General features: G+C 32.3%; 16 protein-coding genes. 1 reads left to right on the top strand and 15 read right to left on the bottom strand.

Features of this window, described 5'->3' with window-relative positions; translation table 11 throughout:
• The 6 genes from ruvA to CLV86_RS06375 form a co-directional block, all read right to left on the bottom strand.
• Positions 1-582, bottom strand: a complete 582-nt coding sequence (gene ruvA, locus CLV86_RS06400) for a Holliday junction branch migration protein RuvA (RefSeq protein ID WP_121050970.1) — start codon at positions 580-582, stop codon at positions 1-3.
• Positions 583-633: 51 nt separating this feature from the next.
• Positions 634-2,931: an NADP-dependent malic enzyme gene (locus tag CLV86_RS06395; RefSeq protein WP_121050967.1), complete on the bottom strand. Its 2,298-nt coding sequence runs from the start codon at positions 2,929-2,931 to the stop codon at positions 634-636.
• A 132-nt stretch (positions 2,932-3,063) separates the two neighbouring features.
• Positions 3,064-3,996 carry a carbohydrate kinase family protein gene (locus tag CLV86_RS06390; RefSeq protein ID WP_121050964.1) on the bottom strand — a complete coding sequence of 311 codons (933 nt, stop codon included), beginning with the start codon at positions 3,994-3,996 and terminating at the stop codon, positions 3,064-3,066.
• Position 3,997: 1 nt separating this feature from the next.
• On the bottom strand, positions 3,998-5,173 hold the full coding sequence (locus tag CLV86_RS06385; protein ID WP_121051017.1) for a glycoside hydrolase 100 family protein: 1,176 nt from the start codon (positions 5,171-5,173) through the stop codon (positions 3,998-4,000).
• Between the two features lie 2 nt (positions 5,174-5,175).
• Positions 5,176-6,474, bottom strand: coding sequence for an MFS transporter (locus CLV86_RS06380; RefSeq protein WP_121050962.1), 1,299 nt, complete (start codon positions 6,472-6,474; stop codon positions 5,176-5,178).
• Between the two features lie 103 nt (positions 6,475-6,577).
• Entirely contained in the window at positions 6,578-9,208 is a 2,631-nt protein-coding gene (locus CLV86_RS06375; protein ID WP_121050959.1) for a TonB-dependent receptor, read from the bottom strand.
• 175 nt (positions 9,209-9,383) lie between these two features.
• Here CLV86_RS06375 and CLV86_RS06370 point away from each other — a divergent pair, with 175 nt between their 5' ends.
• Complete coding sequence (locus CLV86_RS06370) at positions 9,384-10,409, top strand: LacI family DNA-binding transcriptional regulator (protein WP_121050956.1); 1,026 nt, start codon at positions 9,384-9,386, stop codon at positions 10,407-10,409.
• A 2-nt stretch (positions 10,410-10,411) separates the two neighbouring features.
• Here the strand turns inward: CLV86_RS06370 and queG are convergent, their stop codons facing one another.
• From queG to CLV86_RS06325, 9 genes are all read right to left on the bottom strand, one after another.
• The gene (queG, locus tag CLV86_RS06365) at positions 10,412-11,341 is read right to left on the bottom strand and encodes a tRNA epoxyqueuosine(34) reductase QueG (RefSeq protein ID WP_121050953.1); all 930 of its coding nucleotides are present in this window, start codon (positions 11,339-11,341) and stop codon (positions 10,412-10,414) included.
• Entirely contained in the window at positions 11,341-12,363 is a 1,023-nt protein-coding gene (gene ruvB / locus CLV86_RS06360; protein WP_076731966.1) for a Holliday junction branch migration DNA helicase RuvB, read from the bottom strand. Before ruvB ends, queG begins: the two co-directional genes overlap by 1 nt.
• Positions 12,364-12,528: 165 nt before the next feature.
• Complete coding sequence (locus tag CLV86_RS06355) at positions 12,529-14,316, bottom strand: cytochrome c oxidase subunit I (protein WP_076731965.1); 1,788 nt, start codon at positions 14,314-14,316, stop codon at positions 12,529-12,531.
• 27 nt (positions 14,317-14,343) lie between these two features.
• Positions 14,344-15,420 (bottom strand): cytochrome c oxidase subunit II, encoded by a 1,077-nt coding sequence (locus tag CLV86_RS06350; protein WP_121050950.1) that lies wholly within the window; start codon positions 15,418-15,420, stop codon positions 14,344-14,346.
• Between the two features lie 27 nt (positions 15,421-15,447).
• Positions 15,448-16,842, bottom strand: coding sequence for an urease accessory protein UreE (locus CLV86_RS06345; RefSeq protein ID WP_121050947.1), 1,395 nt, complete (start codon positions 16,840-16,842; stop codon positions 15,448-15,450).
• A 21-nt stretch (positions 16,843-16,863) separates the two neighbouring features.
• On the bottom strand, positions 16,864-17,421 hold the full coding sequence (locus CLV86_RS06340; RefSeq protein ID WP_170148515.1) for a c-type cytochrome: 558 nt from the start codon (positions 17,419-17,421) through the stop codon (positions 16,864-16,866).
• Positions 17,422-17,430: 9 nt separating this feature from the next.
• Positions 17,431-17,967: a DUF3341 domain-containing protein gene (locus CLV86_RS06335; protein WP_076731962.1), complete on the bottom strand. Its 537-nt coding sequence runs from the start codon at positions 17,965-17,967 to the stop codon at positions 17,431-17,433.
• Positions 17,968-17,976: 9 nt separating this feature from the next.
• Complete coding sequence (nrfD, locus tag CLV86_RS06330) at positions 17,977-19,707, bottom strand: NrfD/PsrC family molybdoenzyme membrane anchor subunit (RefSeq protein ID WP_076731961.1); 1,731 nt, start codon at positions 19,705-19,707, stop codon at positions 17,977-17,979.
• A 34-nt stretch (positions 19,708-19,741) separates the two neighbouring features.
• Complete coding sequence (locus CLV86_RS06325; RefSeq protein WP_121050941.1) at positions 19,742-22,843, bottom strand: TAT-variant-translocated molybdopterin oxidoreductase; 3,102 nt, start codon at positions 22,841-22,843, stop codon at positions 19,742-19,744.
• Positions 22,844-22,920 lie beyond the last annotated feature (77 nt).

Here is a 22,920-nt window from a genome sequence, read left to right as displayed (position 1 = left end):
CTATAAATTTTTTAAAGCTTGTTTAATTATGGCTTCTACTGTAGCGTCTGGCTGGGCAGCAACTATTTTATCTACCACACGTTCGGCTTGTTTTTTTGCAAAACCAAGAACTTCTAAAGCAGATAACGCTTCATCTTTACTTGTATTGTTTTTATTAACAGAAACTTCGTCTATATCGTAAATTTTAATAATCTTATCTTTTAAATCTATAATAACACGTTGTGCTGTTTTTGCTCCTATACCTTTAATTGATTGAATAAGTGCAACATCTTCGGTTGCAATGCCTTCGCGAATTTGCTTTGGTGTTAAAGAAGATAACATTGTTCTTGCTGTATTGGCACCAATACCGCTTACCGAAATAAGTAATCTAAACACTTCACGTTCTCCTTTTGTATAAAAACCATAAAGACTATGAGAATCTTCTTTTACTTGAAGATGAGTAAATAATTGTACATTTTCTTGATTTGGGATTTGAGAAAATGTATTCATAGAAATATTGAGTAAATAACCAACACCATTGCAATCTATAACAACATCAGTTGGATTTTTTTCCACTAATTTCCCCTTAATATGTGTAATCATTTACAATTATTTGTTAAGCCCTCAAATGTAATAAAATTCTACGACTATAAACTATTGGTTTTTTTGGCTCATTAATGCTTGCTTTCCTTTTTGTTGCGCATCTATAACTGCAATAGCTGTCATGTTCACAATCTCATCTACACTAGCGTCTAATTGAAGAATATGTACTGGCTTACGTAATCCCATCATAATAGGTCCTATAGATTCTGCTTTATTTAATTCTTTTAATAATTTATAAGTAATGTTTGCAGATTCTAAATTTGGAAAAATAAGTGTATTTACTTTATGTCCAGATAGTTTTGAAAATGGAAATATATCTTGAAGCATTTTACTATTTAGAGCAAAATCTGTTTGCAATTCACCATCGACTAACAAATCTGGATGTCTTCTATGTAAATAAGATACTGCTTCGCGAACTTTTGTTGCTGTTTGGTCTTTTGAAGATCCAAAATTTGAAAAACTCGTCATGGCCATTACTGGTGTTAAGCCAAACATTTTTACTACACCAGATGTCATTTGCGCAATCTTAATTAAATCTTTAGCTGTTGGATTTATGTTTATAGATGTATCACTTAAAAACATTGGTCCACGCTCTGTCATCATAACATTAGTTGTTGCAATTCTAGTAGAACCAGGTGCTAAACCTATAAGTTCTAACATAGGTTTTACAACTTGTGGATAACTACGAGAATATCCAGAAATTAAAGCATCTGCATCTCCTTCGTTAACCATCATTGCAGCATAATAATTACGTTCACGCATTAACTTTTGAGCTTCTAACAACGTGACTCCTCTACGTTTACGTTGCTTCCAGTATACTTCGGCATATTTATTTTTCTGCTCTACTTGTTCATCTGTTTTTGGATCGATAATTAAAACATCGGCATCGAATTCAATTTCTTCTTTAAGCCTTTCTATTTCTTCTTTTCTTCCTAATAAAATAGGAACTGCAATTCCTTCATCATGAACAATTTGAGCTGCTTTTAAAACATCTATATGATCTGCTTCTGCATATACAACACGTTTAGGCTGAGATTTTGCTCTACTTAAGAGTAATCTAATTATTTTGTTATCGTTACCTAAACGTTCTAATAATGTATCCTTATACTTTTCCCAATCTAAAATTGGCTCTAAAGCAACACCACTATCTATTGCTGCTTTGGCAACAGCTGGTGGAACTTCTCCAATTAATCTTGGATCAAATGGCTTAGGTATTATATATTCTCTTCCAAAAGTTAATCTTGTTTCATTATATGCAATATTAACTTGTTCTGGAACTGGCTCTTTAGCTAAGTTTGCTAATGCTTTAACTGCTGCCATTTTCATGGCTTCGTTAATTTTTGTTGCACGAACATCTAAAGCTCCACGAAATATAAACGGAAATCCTAATACATTATTTACTTGGTTAGGGTGATCGCTTCGGCCAGTGGCCATAATTATATCATCTCTAGTATCTATTGCTAGTTCGTAACTAATTTCTGGATCTGGATTTGCCATTGCAAAAACAATAGGATTTTTTGCCATGGTTTTTAACATGTCTTGAGACACCAAATTACCAACAGAAAGTCCTAAAAACACATCGCTATTTACCATTGCTTCTGCTAAACTATTGTATTTAATAGTTGTTGCATATTTTATTTGGCTATCAAGTAAATCTGTCCTGTCTTTATGTAATACGCCTTCACTATCAAACATTGTTATGTTTTCTGGCTTAACACCTAAAGCAACATATAAATTTACACATGCCATTGCTGCAGATCCTGCTCCAGAAACTACAACTTTTACTGTTTCAATATTTTTTTCGGCAATTTCTAAAGCATTTAATAATGCTGCCGATGAGATTATGGCTGTTCCATGCTGGTCGTCATGCATTACAGGAATATCAAGCTCTTCTTTTAAACGCTTTTCAATTTCAAAAGCTTCTGGTGCTTTAATATCTTCAAGGTTTATACCTCCAAAAGTTGGTGCTATATTTTTTACAGTTTGTATAAATTCTTCAACATTTTCTGTACCAACTTCAATATCGAAAACATCAATATCTGCAAATATTTTAAAAAGTAAGCCTTTACCTTCCATTACAGGTTTAGAAGCTTCCGGACCAATATTTCCTAATCCTAATACTGCTGTACCATTTGATATTACTGCAACTAAATTTCCTTTAGCTGTATATTTATATACGTTATTAACGTCTTTTTCAATTTCTAAACAAGGCTCTGCAACACCTGGAGAATAGGCTAAAGCTAAATCTCTTTGTGATGCATATTTTTTTGTAGGAACAACTTTTATCTTTCCTGGAGTTGGCTTTGCATGATATACTAAGGCTTCTCTTCTTTTGCTTTGTTTGCTCATAATTTATATTTAATAGAACACGCAAATTTAAGAATACTCAATCGTTTAAGCTCACATTTTTTTGAATGATTTAGTTTAAAAGTTTTTACACAGCAAAAGTTATGAGTGAGTAACTATTAAAATTAAAAAAATCTAACTTATAAGTTTAGATAGAATATTAATATTATCTGGTAATCTTCCCACGTTTTGCAGTTTAAGTGCTGCTAATTTTAAAGCTATTTTTAAACTATCTTCCATTGAGTTTTTCTTTATATAAGCAAATAAAAAGCCTGACCAAAAAGCGTCTCCTGCTCCAGTAGCATCCATTACTTTTTTAATATCTATTGCTGGAAGTGTAATTGTTTCTTTTCCTTTTTGAGAAAGCACCACTCCTTTTTCTCCTAATGTTAGACATACAATTTCAACTCCGGAATCATGGAAAAAATCGAAAATCTCTTTATGTGATTTGGTAGTATTAAACAGCCTTTCCATATCGTCTTCACTAATTTTAACTAAAGGATTATAGCTGCAATATTCTTTTATAACCTCTACAGCTAATGCTCTATCTGGCCATATTTTTTCAGAAAAATTAACATCGATACTTAGTTTACAACCTGCATCTACTGCTTCTTTAGCCTTTTTTAGTATGGTATCTCTAGCTGGATTTTTACTTAATGCAAAACAAGTTGTATGAAATATTTTGGTTTGCTGAAGTGTTTTTGGAGCTATTTGATTTTCGGTAATTAAATAATCAGATTTTCGGTACGCAACAAAATCTGGAGTATCTGTAGATCTTGATACAAAAATAGTACTTGTTGGCTCTGTTTTTAAAGCTACAACATTATCAACATTAATATTTACTTCTTTTAATCTTTGTATAATATATTCTCCAAAACCATCATGACCTATAGTTGCTACTAAAGCAGATTTTAATCCTAGACGAGAAGTATTCATTGCTACATTTGTAGGCGAACCTCCCAAATACCTGTGATAATCTCTTGTTTGATTGATATTAACGCCTTGTTGATGACCAATAAAATCTACCAAAGCTTCACCAATACAAAGTATATCTATTTCTCTATTCATTTTAAGCTAATAATCTTTTTCCAGAAATATACTGCTGTAAAGCAACTTCACCTGCTGCACTCCATGTACAATATTCTACTCCCGTAGGATTTCCTGTTTTACTGTTAAAATTCTCGTAGAACTTGAATTTTTCTACACTATTTATTTTTTTTATTTGACGCAAAACGTCTTTTGCTTTTTCTGTATGATTTTTAACTAAACTCATACCATAAAACCCATTTACCATTTGCCAAGTTCCGCCATTATGAAATTCGTAAGGAATGTTTCTAAACTCATATTTGCAGTTATTTTCTAAAAGCTTCCAATCTTCATGATTTTCTGTAATAGGCTCCCAAAATGCAGGTAATAATTTTAAACGTAAACTTCCTCTTAAATTTTCAGAATAGTTTATTTGTTTCTCTTGAAACTCATTACTTCCTAAATTTATTAGCAATGCAATACTATTACCCAATGCATCAAACATTGTCTGATAACCTGATGGATTTATAGAAGCCATCCAATAACTTGATTTTTCTAATGTTTTATATGCTTTAGGGTGGAAAGGATTTTTATATTCTGTTTTATTATAATTTCCTACCAATTTTTCTTCTACAATATCTATTTTAGATTTATAATCTTCACTTGGAAATAAAGTATTTATACATTTTAAAGCCCATAACCTTAAAACTTGATCGTAAAAAATATGTCCTTCGGTTATATACTCGTCTGCCCAATTACCAGATCTTGGCACATAAATAAGGTGATTATTATTAAACTCCCAAGCTTCTAAGAGCTTTAAACCTTTATCCATTTTAGCTTTTAATTTTTCGGCAAAACTCAGGTTATTTGTTAAGTGTGCATAATTACAAATTCCAATAATAAACCATGAAATAGTATCTACTCTTCCTGCTAAACCTCCAAAACTAACTTCAACTTTATCTTTTTCGATAAAAAAAACATTAGATGGAATATGACCTAATTCATGTTGATTTTCTGCAAGAGTCGTTAATGTATTTTTAAATGTTTCTGTTAAACTTAAATCACCATCTAATAATGCTGCTAAGCCACAAATTACACCATCTCGCGCCCAAACTCTTTTATAATTTGTTATGTCGCTTGCGCTTGCTAAAAAACCTTTATCTGTTCTTGCTCGAGATAATAAGTTAACTGCTTTTTTATATGATTGTTCTTGTGTCATTGTTATAATTGAGGCTGTTTTTTTTGTTTTATAAATAGTGTACAAATTGTTGCTATTAACAGTAATACGCCTGCAAAAGTTATAGCGTTTCTTGGATCGTTATTTAAAAATGTTTTTAAAATATACCCAAAGGATAATGTTTGAATAATCATTGGAATAACAATCATCATATTTATAATACCCATATAAACACCATATCTTTCTTTAGGAATATCTGCAACTACCATTAAATAAGGAATTCCCATCATACTTGCCCAACCAATTCCGAAACCAGTAATAGCGAAAAACAATAGATTTTTATTTTCTATATGCGGAAACGATAAAAATCCAATAGCTGCAATAATTAAACATACTGCATGTACTTTTTTAGCACTGTATTTTTTTGCGAAACCTACTAGTGCAAAAGCAATTAAAAAGGTAACAACATTATACCAACCGTTTACTAAACCTGTCCAACTTACAGCTTCACTATACGCTTGTGTGTTTTCTGGAGTTGCATTCCAAACAGATAAAGCAACACTTTTAGAAGAGTTTTGCCAATAACAAAATAGTGCGTACCATTGAAATAGGTAAACTAATGCTAATTGCCACATTACTTTTGGCATGTCTTTTATTGCTGAAAAGATTTCTATAAGTGGTTCTAAAACACTTCCTTTTTCCCTAATTTTAATTAACTCTTTTTCTGTGGGTGGTATTTCTTTGGTTTTACTCATACTCCATAAAATAGAACCAATTGAACAAATGGCACCGAGAAAAAATGAGGCATATACCCAAGTTGGTAATGCGCCTGTAATACCAATAAAAATTAATGGAAAAACAAATAGTGATACATTAGCCAATACTTGACCAAGACCTGTAAAAAAGCTTTGCATTTGAAAACCTAAAGGCTGTTGCTCTTCCTCTAATTGGTCTGCAATTAATGCTCTATAAGGTTCCATTGCTGTGTTATTTCCTGCATCCAAAATCCATAATAATCCTGCAGCCATCCATAACGAACTACTAAACGGAAATGCTATTAATGTTAAACTGCATAAAATTGCTCCTATTAAAAAAAATGGTTTTCTTCTACCTAATTTTGGATTCCATGTTTTGTCACTTAGTGCTCCAATAATAGGTTGAACTAATAGTCCTGTTACTGGGCCAGCCAAGTGTAAAATTGGAATTTGATCTGGACTTGCTCCTAAAAAATCATAGATTGGAGTTACGGCACTTTGCTGTAAACCAAAACTGTATTGAATACCGAAGAATCCAACATTCATATTTAATATTTGCCAAAAAGACAATTTTGGTTTTTTTAACATCACAATTTATTTTTAAATTAATTGAAATGAGCCAATATTAATTAAGTAAATATTGACTCAACTCAAATTCAAATTCAAATTAAAAAACTAACACTTGTTTAAATTAAAAATTATAATTGATACCTAAAGAAATTGAACGTCCAGGAACAGGTCTTACTCTTAAATAATTTACCTGACCCTCTGTTATACTTCCTTCCTCAGATTCTGTAATACCTAAAGTATCGAAAATATTATTTGCAGATATATTTGCTTTTAAATTTTCTGTTAAACCAATATTTATAAAACTGTTTATAATTACAAATCCTGGCAGTACTAATTCGTTTGTATCTTGTGCATAAGCTTTACTTTGACCTATAAAACTTAATCCTACACTATTTTGTTTAGCATTTCCAAAATTATATGATGGTATTAAGTTATAAATAAAATCTGGTTGCCTTCTTGGTGTATTACCTATATCATCTCCAGAGTCTATTTCTGCATCTGTAAAAGTTAAACCACCACGTAAAACAAAATCGTTAAATCTATACGATCCTTCTAATTCGACACCTAGAGACTTGTAATCGTTCTCTATTATAGAATTTGAAGTTGCTTCAAATCCACCTTCTTCAGTTGTTTTAGCATAAAATACAGTTGCATATAAAGAACCATTTTCGAAACCTCTTTTATAACCAACTTCTGCTTGATTAATAAAATCTAATGCATTTATTCCGTCGCTATCTGTATAATCTAATCCTGCAAATAAAATTCTATCTGCTTTAGCTGAAGCACCTCTACTATATCTCGCAAATACTGCTTGTCTATCTTGAATTTTGTAATTTAAACCTAGAGAATACGAAACGTAATCATAATCATAATCTACTACTGTAGGGTTCGATAAATCTATTGCTTGTACTGTTTGCTCTGGTTGAGAAATTGTACCATCATTATTAATATCGTAAGCAGAAGTTACTGGTCCTGCAAAAGAACCATCAACTTTTCCATTGTCAAAACGAATACTAGCATCTACATTTAATTTTTCTGAAGCCTCTAATGCAATAGATAAATATGGTGCAGAAACATTATATCTTGTATCGTAACTACGTTGGCAGCAGTTACCAAAAAACGCTGCTCCATAACCTACTAAACCATTTGATGTTATATTATTTCCGCCTGCATCTACTCCATTAATTAACCTTGCATTTTCACCAGAAGCCTCTAGTAAATAAGAGTTCCATAACCATGACATTGATACATTTTGAATGCCTTTAAAATAACCAACAGTTACATCTAAGTTTCCAAAATCTTTAGTTAAACGAATATCGTTCATGAAATTATTAAAATTATTTAATTGTGTATCAAATAATACTACTGGAGCAATTACTGTATTATCGCTTACTGCTCCATCACCATTTGCATAACTTAAAGTACTGTAACCATTACCGGTTGCAAAATCTCCTGCAAGAAAATCTGTTGCAGTTAAAACACTCGCTGGAAATGGAGAATTAAACCCACCTTTATTAGAAGAGAATCTTCCTTTGTTTGTAATTTTAAAATCATTACCTAAATCGAAATCTGCTTCTATACCTATTGAAGTAGAGATAGGATTCATACCATCACTTACATTAGATCGTCTTAATTCACCACTCTCACCTAAGCCAACATTTTGAGATAAATATGGTGTATGTAATGTTTCACTATTAGCATCAAAGTTAGGAAGATTTTGAAAATCTGGATTTTCATTTGTACCTGTAACTTGTATTGGGTTTGGCAAGTATCCAATAGCTCTATCGTTTAGATATTTAGCATAAACTCTTACATATCCTTTATCGAATTTTTTAGTTAAGTTTAATTTAAATTGACCTCCATTGTTAGCTGTATAACCTGCATCTCTTACACCCTCACCAACACGGTAAAAACCTCCCATATGGAAATACAAATTATTTTCTAATGGTGCGCCATACTCAAAATCTGTTCTAAAATCACTATAATCTAAACCAAAAGAAGTACCAATAGATCCTCCTTCAACTTTACCAGTTTTACTAATTAAATTAATTATTGCTCCTGGTGAATTAGATGATAATGTAGATGCAGAACCACCTCTAATTGCTTCAATTCTTGATATATTAGAATCGTATCGAGTAAAAATATCTGCCGTAGCAAAAGACATATCTCCAAATAATAATACTGGCAATCCATCTTCTTGTAATTGTACATATTTTGAACCACCAGAAGATACCGGAACACCTCTTACAGCTATATTTGAATTTCCTTCACCACCAGAAGATTCTGAACGAATTCCTGGTATAGTTCTAAATATCTCAGCAGTTGTTCTAGGTGCAGATTGTTTAATAGATTTAGGTTTAATTGTGGTAACAGAGACACTTGATTCAATTTTTGATTTTGGGTTTGTTACACCAGTAATTATAACTTGATCTAAGGATTCTGCATTTTCAATCATTGTAAAACCAATAACTAAATTTTGAGAATTAACAGATACACTTTTTGAAAATTTAGTATACCCTATATATGTTGCTTCAAGAATATAGTTTCCATCATTTACGTTATCTATAGAATAATTTCCTTCAAAGTCTGAAGTTGCACCTTGAGAAGTACCTTTTAAAATAACATTTACACCTGGTAATGGCATACCTGCATCGTCGTTAATTGTACCAGAGATTACCGATTGTGCAAATAAGGAAGTACCCGAGAATAAACACAGTAGAAATAAACTCCAATTTTTGATTAGTGTATTCATTTTTGATAGTTTTTAGTTAATTAATAATATTTATATCTGTTATATCACAAATCTATAATTAAATGTGTGTTAAATTATAGATTTATCATTCGAAAACGTTTTCGATTTTACGAAAACGTTTTCGATTAAAAATTACTATATTAGATTTTAGAATTATATTTACAAAAACGATTGCATGAAACCTGCTACTCTTAAAGATATCGCTGAAACTTTAAATATATCTATTACAACTGTTTCTAAAGCTTTGAAAGATTATCCTGATGTTAGTAAAAAAACTAGAAAACTTGTAAGAGAAACTGCAGTAACATTAAATTACAAACCCAATGCTTTTGCTGTAAATTTAAGAACCAAAGAGTCTAAAACTATTGGGTTAATTATTCCTGAAATTGTACATCATTTTTTTTCAAGTGTAATTAAAGGCATAATTTCTCAAGCTGAAAAAAAAGGGTATTTAGTTATAATATTACAGTCTAATGAATCTTATGAATTAGAAAAGAAACAATTAGACTTACTACTAAATAAACGCGTTGATGGTATTTTAATTTCGTTAGCAAATGGAACTTCGGACTTTAAACATTTAAACGATATTATTGAAAATGGTACTCCTTTGGTAATGTTTGATAAAATTGCAAAACTTGTAAATTGTTCTAAAGTTGTTATTGATGATAGAAAAGCAGCCTATATAGCCACACAACATTTAATTGATACAGGATGTAAAAGAGTTGCTCACTTTAGAGGTCCATTATTACCACAAAATTCTATAGACAGATTCCTTGGTTACAAAAAAGCATTATTAGATAATGGTTTAGAATACGATCCTAGTTTAGTATATACCTGCGCATGTGATGATATGAGTTTTAATGAAGGTAAAGTTAATGCTGCTAAACTATTAGCAGAGCATAAGGATGTAGACGGTATTTTTATAAATACAGATATGGTTGCTATTGGAGCAATAACAGAGTTTAATAAACGAGGAGTAAAAGTTCCTGATGATATTTCAATTGTAGGATTTAGTAACTGGTTTATGTCCTCTGCAATAACACCTTCGTTAACTACTATAGACCAACCTGGTTTTAAAATGGGAAAAATGGCTTTTAAGCAATTATATAAAGAACTCAAAGCTAATAAGAATAATAAAGTTATACATCCAAAAATTATAGAACTAGAAACTAGTTTAGTTAAAAGAAACTCTACAAAATAATTTTATTTTTTTAAAAATTCAATATTTCGGGTTAATCCAGAAAATTTAGTTCGTTTTATTGCCGATTTTTGAAACACTTTTTTAAATACATCTTCAGTAATTTCATCCCAATCTTTTTTAGTCATATCTAACAATTCTGGATGAGGATTAAATAATGGTTCATTATGCGCTTTTGAAAATCTATTCCATGGGCACACATCTTGGCAAACATCGCAACCAAACATCCAATTATCAAACTTACCTTTCATCTCGTTTGGCAATTCATTTTTGAGTTCTATTGTAAAATAGCTTATGCATTTGCTTCCATCTACCACATAAGGTTCTACAATTGCTTGTGTTGGGCAAGCATCTATACAAGCTGTGCAAGTGCCACAATGATCTGATACTATTGTGTCATACTCTAAATCTAAGTCGATAATTAATTCTGCAATAAAATAAAAGGAGCCTACTTGTTGTGTTAGTAGGTTACTATGTTTACCTATCCAGCCTAATCCAGATTTTGCCGCCCAAGCTTTATCTAAAACTGGTGCAGAATCGACAAAAGCTCTTCCGCTTACTTCTCCAATTGTATCTTGTATAAAGTGCGTAAGTGTTTTTAGTTTTGATTTTATTACATGATGGTAGTCATTACCATAAGCATACTTTGAAAGTTTTGGTGCTTTATTATCTTTTTGAGTTTCCTCTGGATAATAATTAAGCAATAGAGAAATAACACTTTTAGAATCTTCGACTAGTTTTGTTGGGTCTAAACGCTTATCAAAATGGTTTTCCATATACCGCATTTGTCCATTCATATTTTTATTAAGCCAATTTTCTAAACGTGGTGCTTCATCTTCTAAAAATTCTGCTTTGCTTATACCACAAGATAAAAAACCGAGGCGTTTGGCTTCGGTTTTAATAAGACTTGTGTATTTAGCTTTGTTGTTTATCATTAAAACAAACCTCCTTGTGTAGGTCCTTTAATTTTCCCTAAATGTTTATAAGCTAATTCTGTAACTTCTCTTCCTCGTGGTGTCCTCATAATAAAACCTTGTTGTATTAAAAAAGGCTCGTAAACTTCTTCAATTGTTTCAGAACTTTCACTTACTGCTGTTGCAATGGTAGAAACACCAACTGGTCCTCCTTTAAACTTATCTATTATAGTTGAAAGAATTTTATTATCCATTTCATCTAATCCATAAGCATCAACATTTAATGCTTCTAAACTAAATTTTGCTATCTTAATATCTATATTTCCGTTGCCTTTTATTTGTGCAAAATCTCTAACACGTCTTAACAATGCATTTGCTATTCTTGGTGTCCCTCTACTTCTACCAGCTATTTCTATAGCAGCTTCCATAGATATTGGCACATTTAATATTTGTGCGCTTCGTTGTATAATAGTACTCAATAATTCGGTAGAGTAATATTGTAAACGACTTTGTATACCAAAACGCGCTCTCATAGGTGCTGTTAGCAATCCTGATCGAGTTGTCGCGCCAACAAGTGTAAATGGATTTAAATTTATTTGAACAGTTCTTGCATTTGGCCCAGATTCTATCATTATATCTATCTTATAATCTTCCATAGCGGAATAAAGATATTCTTCTACAATTGGACTTAATCTATGAATTTCGTCTATAAATAATACATCTCTATCATCAAGGTTTGTTAATAATCCAGCTAAATCTCCTGGCTTATCTAAAACAGGACCCGATGTTACTTTAATGCCTACATTAAGTTCGTTTGCTAATATATTTGCTAAAGTAGTTTTACCTAAACCTGGAGGACCATGAAATAAAGTATGATCTAAAGCTTCGTTTCTTTGATTTGCTGCTTCTACAAAAACTTTTAAGTTTTCCAACACTTGATCTTGACCAGAAAAATCTTGGAAAGATAATGGTCTTAACGTTTTTTCTATATCAAATTCTTCAGGTGAAAAGTTATCGTTTGTTGGATTTAAGTTTTCGTTCATATTTATATTCCGCAAAAGCGGTAAAATTTTTAATATAATTCTGAAATACAGAGGCTGTTAAATTTACTTGCTTGTAAATTGTATAAACAAATATAAAGAAAAAGCCTATCGATTAACGATAGGCTTTTATATAAAATTTATAAGACTTCTTATTTTTAAAGGAATTTAATGTTGTAATTCCTCTTCACCTTCTTTAAGTGGTACAATTTGAGATACCCAATCTTCATCTTGACCAGGCTTACTATAATCGTATGCCCAACGGTGTACACTTGGTATTTCTCCAGGCCAATTACCATGAACGTGTTCCACTGGTGTAGTCCATTCCATTGTGTTAGATTTCCATGGGTTTTGAGTGGCTTTCTTTCCAAAGAAAATACTACTAAATAAGTTGTATAAAAATACTAATTGGAAAACACCTCCTACTAAAGCAAACACAGTAATTACAACGTTTACATCTTGTAAATCATCAAATAAAGGGAAGTTACTGTTTGTATAATAACGTCTTGGTAAACCTGCCATACCGATAAAGTGCATTGGGAAAAATACTCCGTAAGCACATATTGCTGTTACCCAAAAGTGAATATATCCTAAGTTTTTATTTAACATACGGCCATACATTTTTGGGAACCAGTGGTATATACCTGCAAACATTCCATAAAGAGCTGATATTCCCATTACTAAATGGAAGTGAGCTACTACAAAATATGTATCGTGAACATTAATATCTAAAGCACTATCTCCAAGAATTATTCCTGTTAAACCACCTGTAATGAAAGTAGAAACTAAACCAATTGAAAACAACATAGCTGGATTCATTTGAAGATTACCTTTCCAAAGTGTTGTAATATAGTTAAATGCTTTTACAGCCGATGGAATAGCAATTAATAGTGTTGTAAATGTAAAAACAGAACCTAAGAATGGATTCATACCTGAAATAAACATATGGTGACCCCAAACAATTGTTGATAAGAAAGCAATTGCTAAAATTGAGGCAATCATAGCACGGTAACCAAAAATAGGTTTACGAGAATTAGTTGCAATAATTTCAGATGTAATACCTAATGCCGGTAATAATACAATGTATACTTCAGGGTGACCTAAGAACCAAAATAAGTGTTCAAATAATACTGGAGATCCACCTTGATAGTGTAAAACTTCACCTTGTATAAAAATATCTGATAAGAAGAAAGAAGTTCCAAAACTTCTATCCATTATTAAAAGTAAAGCTGCAGATAATAAAACAGGGAAAGATATTATACCTATTATAGCCGTAACAAAGAATGCCCATATAGTTAATGGTAACCTCGTCATTGACATACCTTTAGTACGTAAATTAATTACTGTAACAACATAATTTAGTGATCCTAATAATGAAGATGCAATAAATATAGCCATAGCAACTAACCACATCGTCATACCCGCTCCAGAACCTCCTTGAGCCATTGGTAAAGCACTTAACGGTGGGTAAATTGTCCAACCTGCTGCTGCTGGTCCGGCTTCCACAAAGAAAGATAATACCATGATTACACTAGAAATAAAGAATAACCAATAAGAAACCATATTAAGGAATCCAGAAGCCATATCTCGCGCTCCAATTTGTAATGGGATTAATAAATTACTAAAAGTACCACTTAATCCTGCTGTTAGTACAAAAAATACCATTATTGTACCATGAATTGTTACCAATGCTAGGTAAATATCTGCATCCATAACACCTTCTGGTGCCCATTTTCCTAATAATGTTTGAAAAATTACATTAGGCTCTTCTGGCCATGCAATTTGCATACGCATCATTAATGACATTATTACACCTATAACTCCCATAATAGTACCAGTAATTAGGTACTGCTTGGCAATCATCTTGTGATCTTGACTAAATATATATTTAGTTATAAATGTTTCTTTATGATGGTGATCGTCGTGAGCGTCGTGAGTATCTGCGTGTGCTGACATAATCTATATATCTTTATAATCTTTAAATTAATTATTTACTAGAGAATTTTTAAATGCTTTTTGAGTTTTAATCCAAGCATCATATTCTTCTTGAGTTTCTACAATTATTTTCATTTGCATATTGTAGTGAGATGTACCACAAATTTTATTACATAATAATAAATAATCGAATGTGTAAGGTTCTAAAGCTTCTTCGCCATTGGCTACTAATTCTTTAGATTTTTCAACTCTAATATTATTAATGTTAGCTACTTTGTCTTTCATCTCTGGTGTATCACGCATTTCTGCAGTAGTTACAGTTGGAGTGAAACCAAATTGAGTAATCATACCTGGAACACAGTTCATTTGAGCTCTAAAATGTGGCATATAAGCAGAGTGTAATACATCTTGAGAACGCATTTTAAATAAGACTGGACGTCCAACTGGTAAGTGCAACTCTGTAGTAATAATATCATCTTGTGCATTTGGATCTGATTCATCAACACCTAATATATTAGCGCGATCAATATCAATTAATCTAACATTTGCCTTACCTAAAGTATTATCCTCACCTCCATAACGTGCTTTCCAGTTAAACTGTTGTGCATATAATTCAATAATTAATGGATCTTCTTCTTCATTAACATTCATTATTGTTGTCCATGTAAATAAACCTTGAATAATTAATATTGCTAAAACTATTACAGGTATTATTGTCCAAATAGCTTCTAATTTATTATTATCAGCATAAAATAATGCCTTTTTACCTTTTTCACCTCTATATTTAAAAGCAAAGTAGTGTAATAAAAATTGAGTTAATGTTTGTACTATGAAAATAATAATCATAGAAATAATCATTAAACTATCTATATCTGGGCCATGCTCTGAAGCAGAATTAGACATTAATGGTAAGTCTCCCCATTTAACAAAACATATAATAGTTATTACGTAGATAAAGATTAAAAATCCTATCATTAAGTAACCATTAATCTTGTTATCCTTATCGTTTGCGACCTGATCATTAGGTGCTGTTGAACTAAGTTGGGTTAAATCGAAAATTTTAACCATTTGCCAAATGGCAACTAAAATAAATACTAATACTAAAATTGATAATAAAGCCGTCATTGTTGTCGTTCTTCTTTATTGAATTTATTAATAATGAAAATGTTCACTTTCTTTAACAAATGGATTTCTTGATGGTGTTAATGGTGCTTTGGTAAGCGCTGTAAACACAATAAAGATAAATAATCCTGCAAAGAATAACATTGATGCAATTTCTGGAACTCCTATGTACCATTGGTCTCCAACTGTTGCTGGCATAATCATGTTGAATACATCAATATAGTGACCTACTAATATTACAACACCTGCCATAACAATAAACCAAGGAACACGTTTGTAATCGCTATTCATTAATAATAATAATGGAAAGATAAAGTTCATAGCTAACATACCAAAGAATGGTAATTTATAGTCTTCGATTCTTGTTACAAAATATGTTACCTCTTCTGGGATATTTGAATACCAAATTAACATAAATTGAGAGAACCATAAATAAGTCCAAAAGATACTAAAAGCAAACATAAATTTTGCTAAATCATGCAAATGACTGTCGTTTACGTGTGGTAGTAAACCTTTTCCTTTTAAGTACATTGTAATAAAAGCAATTACAGTTACACCACAAACCATCATACCTGCAAATACATACCACCCGAATAATGTTGAGAACCAGTGTGGATCAACACTCATTATCCAGTCCCAAGACATCATAGATTCTGTATAGATAAAAAATACTAAAAAGGCTGCCGATATACGAAATGTCTTTTTAAAGTTTTTATTATCATCTGCTTTATCTTGTGCTATAGAGAACTTTCTAGAAAAATGTCTGTATAATGCCCATCCAGCAATAAAAACTAAACCTCTAATAATAAAGCCCCAGACATTTAACCAACCTGTTTTACCTTGTATTAACTTATCATGAGCTACTACATCTGGATCCATCCAAACAAATATACTGTTATGTCCAATAAAGTGAGATAATGCAGCAATTAATAATACAATTAAAGCTCCTGGTAATAAGTAAGCTGTTATTCCTTCCATTACTCTAAGTAATAATGGAGACCAACCAGCTTGAGATGCATATTGAATAGCATAAAAAGCTAATACTCCTAAAGAAATCATCATGAAAAAGAATGCTGCTACATAAAATGCAGACCATGGTCTATTATGCATTGCATGCATTACATGATTTACATGTTTAGTATGTTCATCTACTACTTCATGTCCACTATCATGTGAGTTATCTTGTTTAGTAGCGTGATCTGCTTCGCTTGCTCCATGCGCAGTTGCTTCAACATGATGTTCTCCGTGTTCTTGAGTTGCTGCTTCTCCATGCCCACCTCCATGGTGAGATTCATTAGCTAACATTGTTTCTACTTCTTCAAATGATTTATTTGAATTTATAAAACCAAAGCCAACACCTAATGCTCCAACGACCATTAAAATGATTGCAGTTAATCTTAGTCTATTTGAAATTTTGTATTCCATTATATAATCTTTAACTAAATCTTATTTTTCTAAATCTGATTTCAATTTCATAACATATGAAACTACTTGCCAACGCTCTTCATTATTTAATTGATTTGCGTAAGAACCCATTGCATTTTTACCATAATATATTGTATGATAAACACTACCTTCGGTAATGGCTCTACCAGCATCATCGTAGCTTGGTATTCCAAGAATTTTTTCTCTTTTTACAAGATTACCTTGTCCATCTCCTTTTGTACCATGACAAATACCACAATATATGTCATATAAAACCTTTCCTCTAGCATGGTCTACTTGAGTAGAATCTAAAATACTTTTAAAGTTTCCTTTAGCTTCTTCGTATCCTTCTGTTGAATTTTCAATATCAAAAGGAGTATAACCTCTAGAAATTGTTCCTTCTGGTGGTAACTGTGCTTCTACTCCATTAGCAAAAGCATCAGATTCTTGATATGTATCGTATGGAACTGATTCGTACATGTTAGGCATGTATTCGTAATTAGGTCTCGAATCCTTTTTACAAGCCACAGTAGATATTAATATCAGCGCTAATAATGTTATGTTAAAAATACTCTTCATTGTTTAAAATTAATGCGTATTATTTACTACGTTTATTTCAACTGCACCTGTTTTAGATAATAAATCGTGCAATTCTCTTTCATTTCCATGATTAACTGGAATTTCCATTAAGAAATGGTCATCTGTAGTTCTTGGATCTGGGTTTTCAGCTTTTTTAAATGGCCACATTCTACTACGTAAGTAAAAAGTTATTACCATTAAATGCGCTGCAAAAAATACCGTTAATTCAAACATAATTGGTACAAATGCTGGCATGTTTTCTAAATAGCTAAAACTTGGTTTTCCACCAATATTTTGTGGCCAATCTTCTATCATAATGAAATTCATCATAATAGTAGCTACTGTTAATCCTACACAACCATACATAAATGCTGCGATTGCAATTCTCGTTGGCGCTAATCCCATTGCCTTGTCCAGTCCGTGAACAGGAAATGGTGTATATATTTCTTCAATGTGAAATCTTTTAGCTTTTACCGTTTTTACAGCTGCCATCAAGACATCATCGTCGTTATAAATAGCGTGAATTACTTTGTCTGAAGTTTCCATATGCTACTTTTAGTTTATTAATTTTTTAGCTTGTCCAGACCAATCATCACGTTCTGCCCTTCCTGGAAAAGAACCTGTAATTTCGTCTAACAATGTATATTCTCTATTTGTCATTTTACTAACCTGTGCGAAAGTAAATATTCCAATACTATTTAATGTTTGCTCCATTTTTGGACCAATTCCATTAATTACTTTTAAATCATCAGCAGTTTGTGTTGCTGGATCAAAGCTTCCTACGCCATCTAATAGGTTACTAACTTTAACATCATCTTTTGCAAAAGTTGGTGTTAACGTTGTTTCTTCTTTTAAAGAATAAACAGAAGTTCTTTCGTCTGCTCCTGTTCCCATTAAGCTTTGACCTGAATCTCTAAGATTTTTATATTTATCTCCAGAAGATTTTAATATTGTTTTTACTTCGGCTTGAGCTATTACTGGGAATGTTCTTGAGTACAATAAGAATAATACAAAGAAGAATCCAATTGTTCCAATAAAAATCCCAATATCAACAAAGGTTGGAGAGAACATTGTCCAAGATGATGGTAAATAATCTCTGTGTAATGATGTTACAATAATTACAAAACGTTCAAACCACATTCCAATATTTACAACAATTGAAATTACGAAAGAGAACATAATACTTGTACGTAACTTTTTAAACCACATAAACTGAGGAGAAAATACATTACAAGACATCATTGCCCAATATGCCCAAGCATATGGTCCAGTTGCTCTATTTAAAAACGCATATTGTTCGTATTCTACACCAGAATACCAAGCTACAAATAACTCTGTAATATAAGCTACACCAACTATAGAACCAGTAAGCATAATTACAATGTTCATTAATTCAATATGCTGAACAGTAATATAATCTTCAAGGTTACACACTTTTCTCATAATGATAAGAAGTGTATTTACCATTGCAAATCCAGAGAAAATTGCACCTGCAACGAAGTATGGTGGGAATATAGTTGTATGCCAACCTGGTATTACAGACGTTGCGAAATCAAACGATACAATAGTGTGTACAGAAAGTACTAATGGTGTTGCTAAACCTGCAAGTACTAAAGATACTTCTTCAAAACGTTGCCAATCTTTAGCTCTTCCTGTCCATCCAAAGCTTAATAAGCTATATATTTTCTTTTGAAAAGGTTTAATTGCTCTATCTCTTAACATTGCAAAATCTGGAAGTAAACCTGTCCACCAGAATACTAATGATACAGATAAGTACGTTGAAATTGCAAATACATCCCAAAGTAAAGGAGAATTAAAGTTTACCCAAAGAGAACCAAATTGGTTTGGTATTGGTAATACCCAGTAAGCTAACCATGGACGTCCCATGTGAATAACTGGAAATAATCCTGCTTGGACAACAGAGAAAATTGTCATTGCTTCTGCAGAACGGTTAATTGCCATTCTCCATTTTTGACGGAAAAGTAATAGTACTGCAGAAATTAATGTTCCTGCGTGACCAATACCTACCCACCAAACAAAGTTAGTAATATCCCAAGCCCAACCAACGGTCTTGTTTAATCCCCAAGTTCCAATTCCTGTAGATATTGTGTAAACCATACATCCAACTCCCCAAAGGAAAGCTACTAATGCAATTGAAAATACAATCCACCAGTGTTTATTGGCTTTTCCTTCTACAGGTGCCGCAATATCTACGGTAACATCGTGATACGATTTATTGCCTGTAACTAAAGGTCTTCTAATAGGTGCTTCGTAATGAGACGCCATAATCCTTTTATAATTGTTCGTTAATTAATTTTTTTTATCCTTTCGTATTTCTCACTTTAGTATGATACTGAACATTAGGTTTAGTACCAACACTTTCTAATAAGTGATACATACGATCGTCTTTTAAAAGTTTTGCAACTTTACTTTCTTTATCGTTTATATCTCCAAATACCATTGCTCCGCTTCCACAAGCTGCAGAACATGCTGTTTGGAATTCACCATCCTTAATAACACGTCCATCACGTTTTGCGTCAAGAATTGTTTTTTGTGTTTTTTGAATACACATAGAACATTTTTCCATTACACCACGAGAACGTACTGTTACATCTGGATTAAGAACCATACGTCCTAAATCATCATTCATATGATAATCAAACTCATCGTTACCAGCATATAAAAACCAGTTGAAACGACGTACCTTATAAGGACAGTTGTTTGCACAATATCTTGTACCTACACAACGGTTATACGCCATATGATTTTGACCTTGACGACCATGTGATGTTGCTGCTACTGGACAAACAGTCTCACAAGGAGCATGATTACAGTGCTGACACATTACTGGTTGAAAGGCTACCTGCGGATTATCTGCAGCAACTTCTAATTCACCAAATCCACCTAAAGAACCATTATCTCCAAATAAACCACTAAATCCTTCTTTCTTAGCATCATCTGCTTCAAAAGATTCTTCTGAAGAATAATATCTATCAATACGTAACCAATGCATATCACGACTACGGCGAATTTCTTCTTTACCTACAACAGGAACGTTGTTTTCTGCATGACAAGCAATAACACAAGCTCCACAACCTGTACAGGCATTTAAATCTATAGATAAATTAAAGTGATGTCCTATTGAACGATCAAATTCATCCCATAAATCTACGTCAGGAGAAGTAACTGGAGTTTCTTCATGATTTAAAGAAACCATAGGAACTGGATTCCAATGCGATTTATCTTTAGTATTAAAAATCTCTAATGTAGTTTCTTTAACAATGTCTCCACGACCCATTAAAGTATTTTGTAATTGAACACAAGCAAACTCATGTAGTCCAGCTGCTTTTTTTACAGTTACATTTTGTATATTATTGAAACCGTTATATAATGCATAAGCATTTACTCCAGTTTGCATTTCTTCTTTTAAACCAGCTTTTTTACCATAACCTAATGCTAAACCAACTGAACCTTTAGCTTGACCTGGTTGAATAATTACAGGAACAGTAATGGTCTTTCCATTTACAGTGATATCTGCATAACTACCATTTAATGCACCTGTAGCTTCGTGTTCGTTTATTAATTCTAATGCTTTTGCATCTGCTGCAGATACTGTTAAATAATTATCCCAAGAGGTTCTAGTAATTGGATCCGGAAATTCTTGTAACCAAGGATTGTTAGCCTGCTGTCCATCTCCCATTCCTACTTTAGTATATAAAGTAAGCTCCATTCCTTTTGAAGTAGCACTAGCGGCTAAAGCTCTAGCAGCATTTCCAGAAGGTGATACCATTTCATCTTCAGAAACTTCTGTTGTATCTTCAATTAGATCTCCAGAACTTTTAGATATAAATGAACCATCATGTAATGCTTGATTAAACGATGCTCCTCCTAAAACTGAAGTATTCCAAACGTTTTTAACGTAATCGCTATATTTAACATCACTACCTATCCAAAGTAGTAGAGCTTCTTGAAACTGCTTAGTGTCAAATAAAGGACGAATAGTTGGCTGAATTAAACCATAATGACCTTTTTTAAACTCTACATCTCCCCAACTTTCTAAATAATGAGGAGCAGCAGCAACGTATTGTGTTGCAGAAGCTGTTTCATCTACCTTCATTGAAAAAGTAATAGATAAATCAGTGTTTTTTAATCCTTCAGCAAATTCTGAAGCATTTGGTAATGTATATAATGGATTTACTCCACTCATAATAATAGCACCAACTCTACCTGCTTTCATATCTGCAACTAAAGCTGTAACTGCTTTATCATTCCCTTGTCTTGTTCTAATTGGTTTTTTAGGATTGAATGCTTTACTACTTAAAGCTTCATTAATTTCTAAAACAACCGTTTGTGCATTTACATCTTGAATACCTGTAACTACAACTCCTGCACTTCCAGCTTTTCTTAACTCTGAAGCTGCATCTTGAACCGCCTTTTCTATTGCTGGCGATAGGCTTCCTGAAAAAGCTCCACCAACTATTAAACTATGTAATTTCGCTAAAGCTAATTTTTGCTGAGTTGGTGTTAAAGGCACACGCTTATCTGCATTTGCTCCAGCAAGAGACATATTAGATTCGAACTGAATATGACGAGACATTTTTCCATTTGTTGGAACACGTCCTTGAGAATATCCAGAATCGAAACCTCCTCCTTGCCAATCACCTAAGAAATCTGCACCAAACCCAACAATAGTTGCTGCCAATGAAAAATCATAATCTGCTAAACCTCTCTCGTTATATTTTGCTTGAAAGGCATCTAATGCAGCAGACTCTGAAACAGCATCATAAATAACATGGTTTACATTGCCATATTTTTCTTTAAATTCTGAAATAAGCTTAGATGTAGATGGACTTGCAAAAGTTTGTGTTAATAACACAATTTGCTTTCCACTACCTTTTAATGCATTTAATTTTTGAGTGGTTTCTGAAGTTAAAGTTGACCATGAAATAGCGCTTTCACCTTTCATTGGACTTTGCACCCTTAAACTATCATATAATCCTAAAACAGAAGCATTAACTCTTGCATTTGCACCACCATCGGTAGCTGCAAGATTATTGTTTTCAATTTTAATTGGACGACCTTCTCTAGTTTTCACTAAAACACTTGCAAAATCAAAACCATCTGCAATTGAAGTTGCATAATAATTTGCAACACCAGGAATAATAGAATCTGGCTGAACTACGTAAGGGATTGATTTAATTACCGGCCCTTCACAAGCAGCTAGAGAAGCTGCAGCTGTACTAAAGCCGACGTATTTTAAGAAATCACGACGCGTTGTAGAAGAACCTTCTAATGTCTCCTTGTTACCAAGAAACTCATCTGTAGGAATTTCATTTACAAACTCGTTTTGTTTTAGCGTCTCAACAATAGAGCTATCTTTTAGCTCCTCAACACTTTTCCAGTATTTCTTGTTTGATGACATATTATATAATTGAATTACTTCTTAATTTATTTTTTATTAACCTCTTTAAGAGATTCTTTTTTTAGATCTTATTAAAA

The organism is Lacinutrix venerupis, assembly GCF_003663945.1.
Lineage (GTDB): Bacteria > Bacteroidota > Bacteroidia > Flavobacteriales > Flavobacteriaceae > Lacinutrix > Lacinutrix venerupis.
Note: the sequence above shows the minus strand (reverse complement) of the source record. Positions and strands in the feature narration are given on the sequence as shown.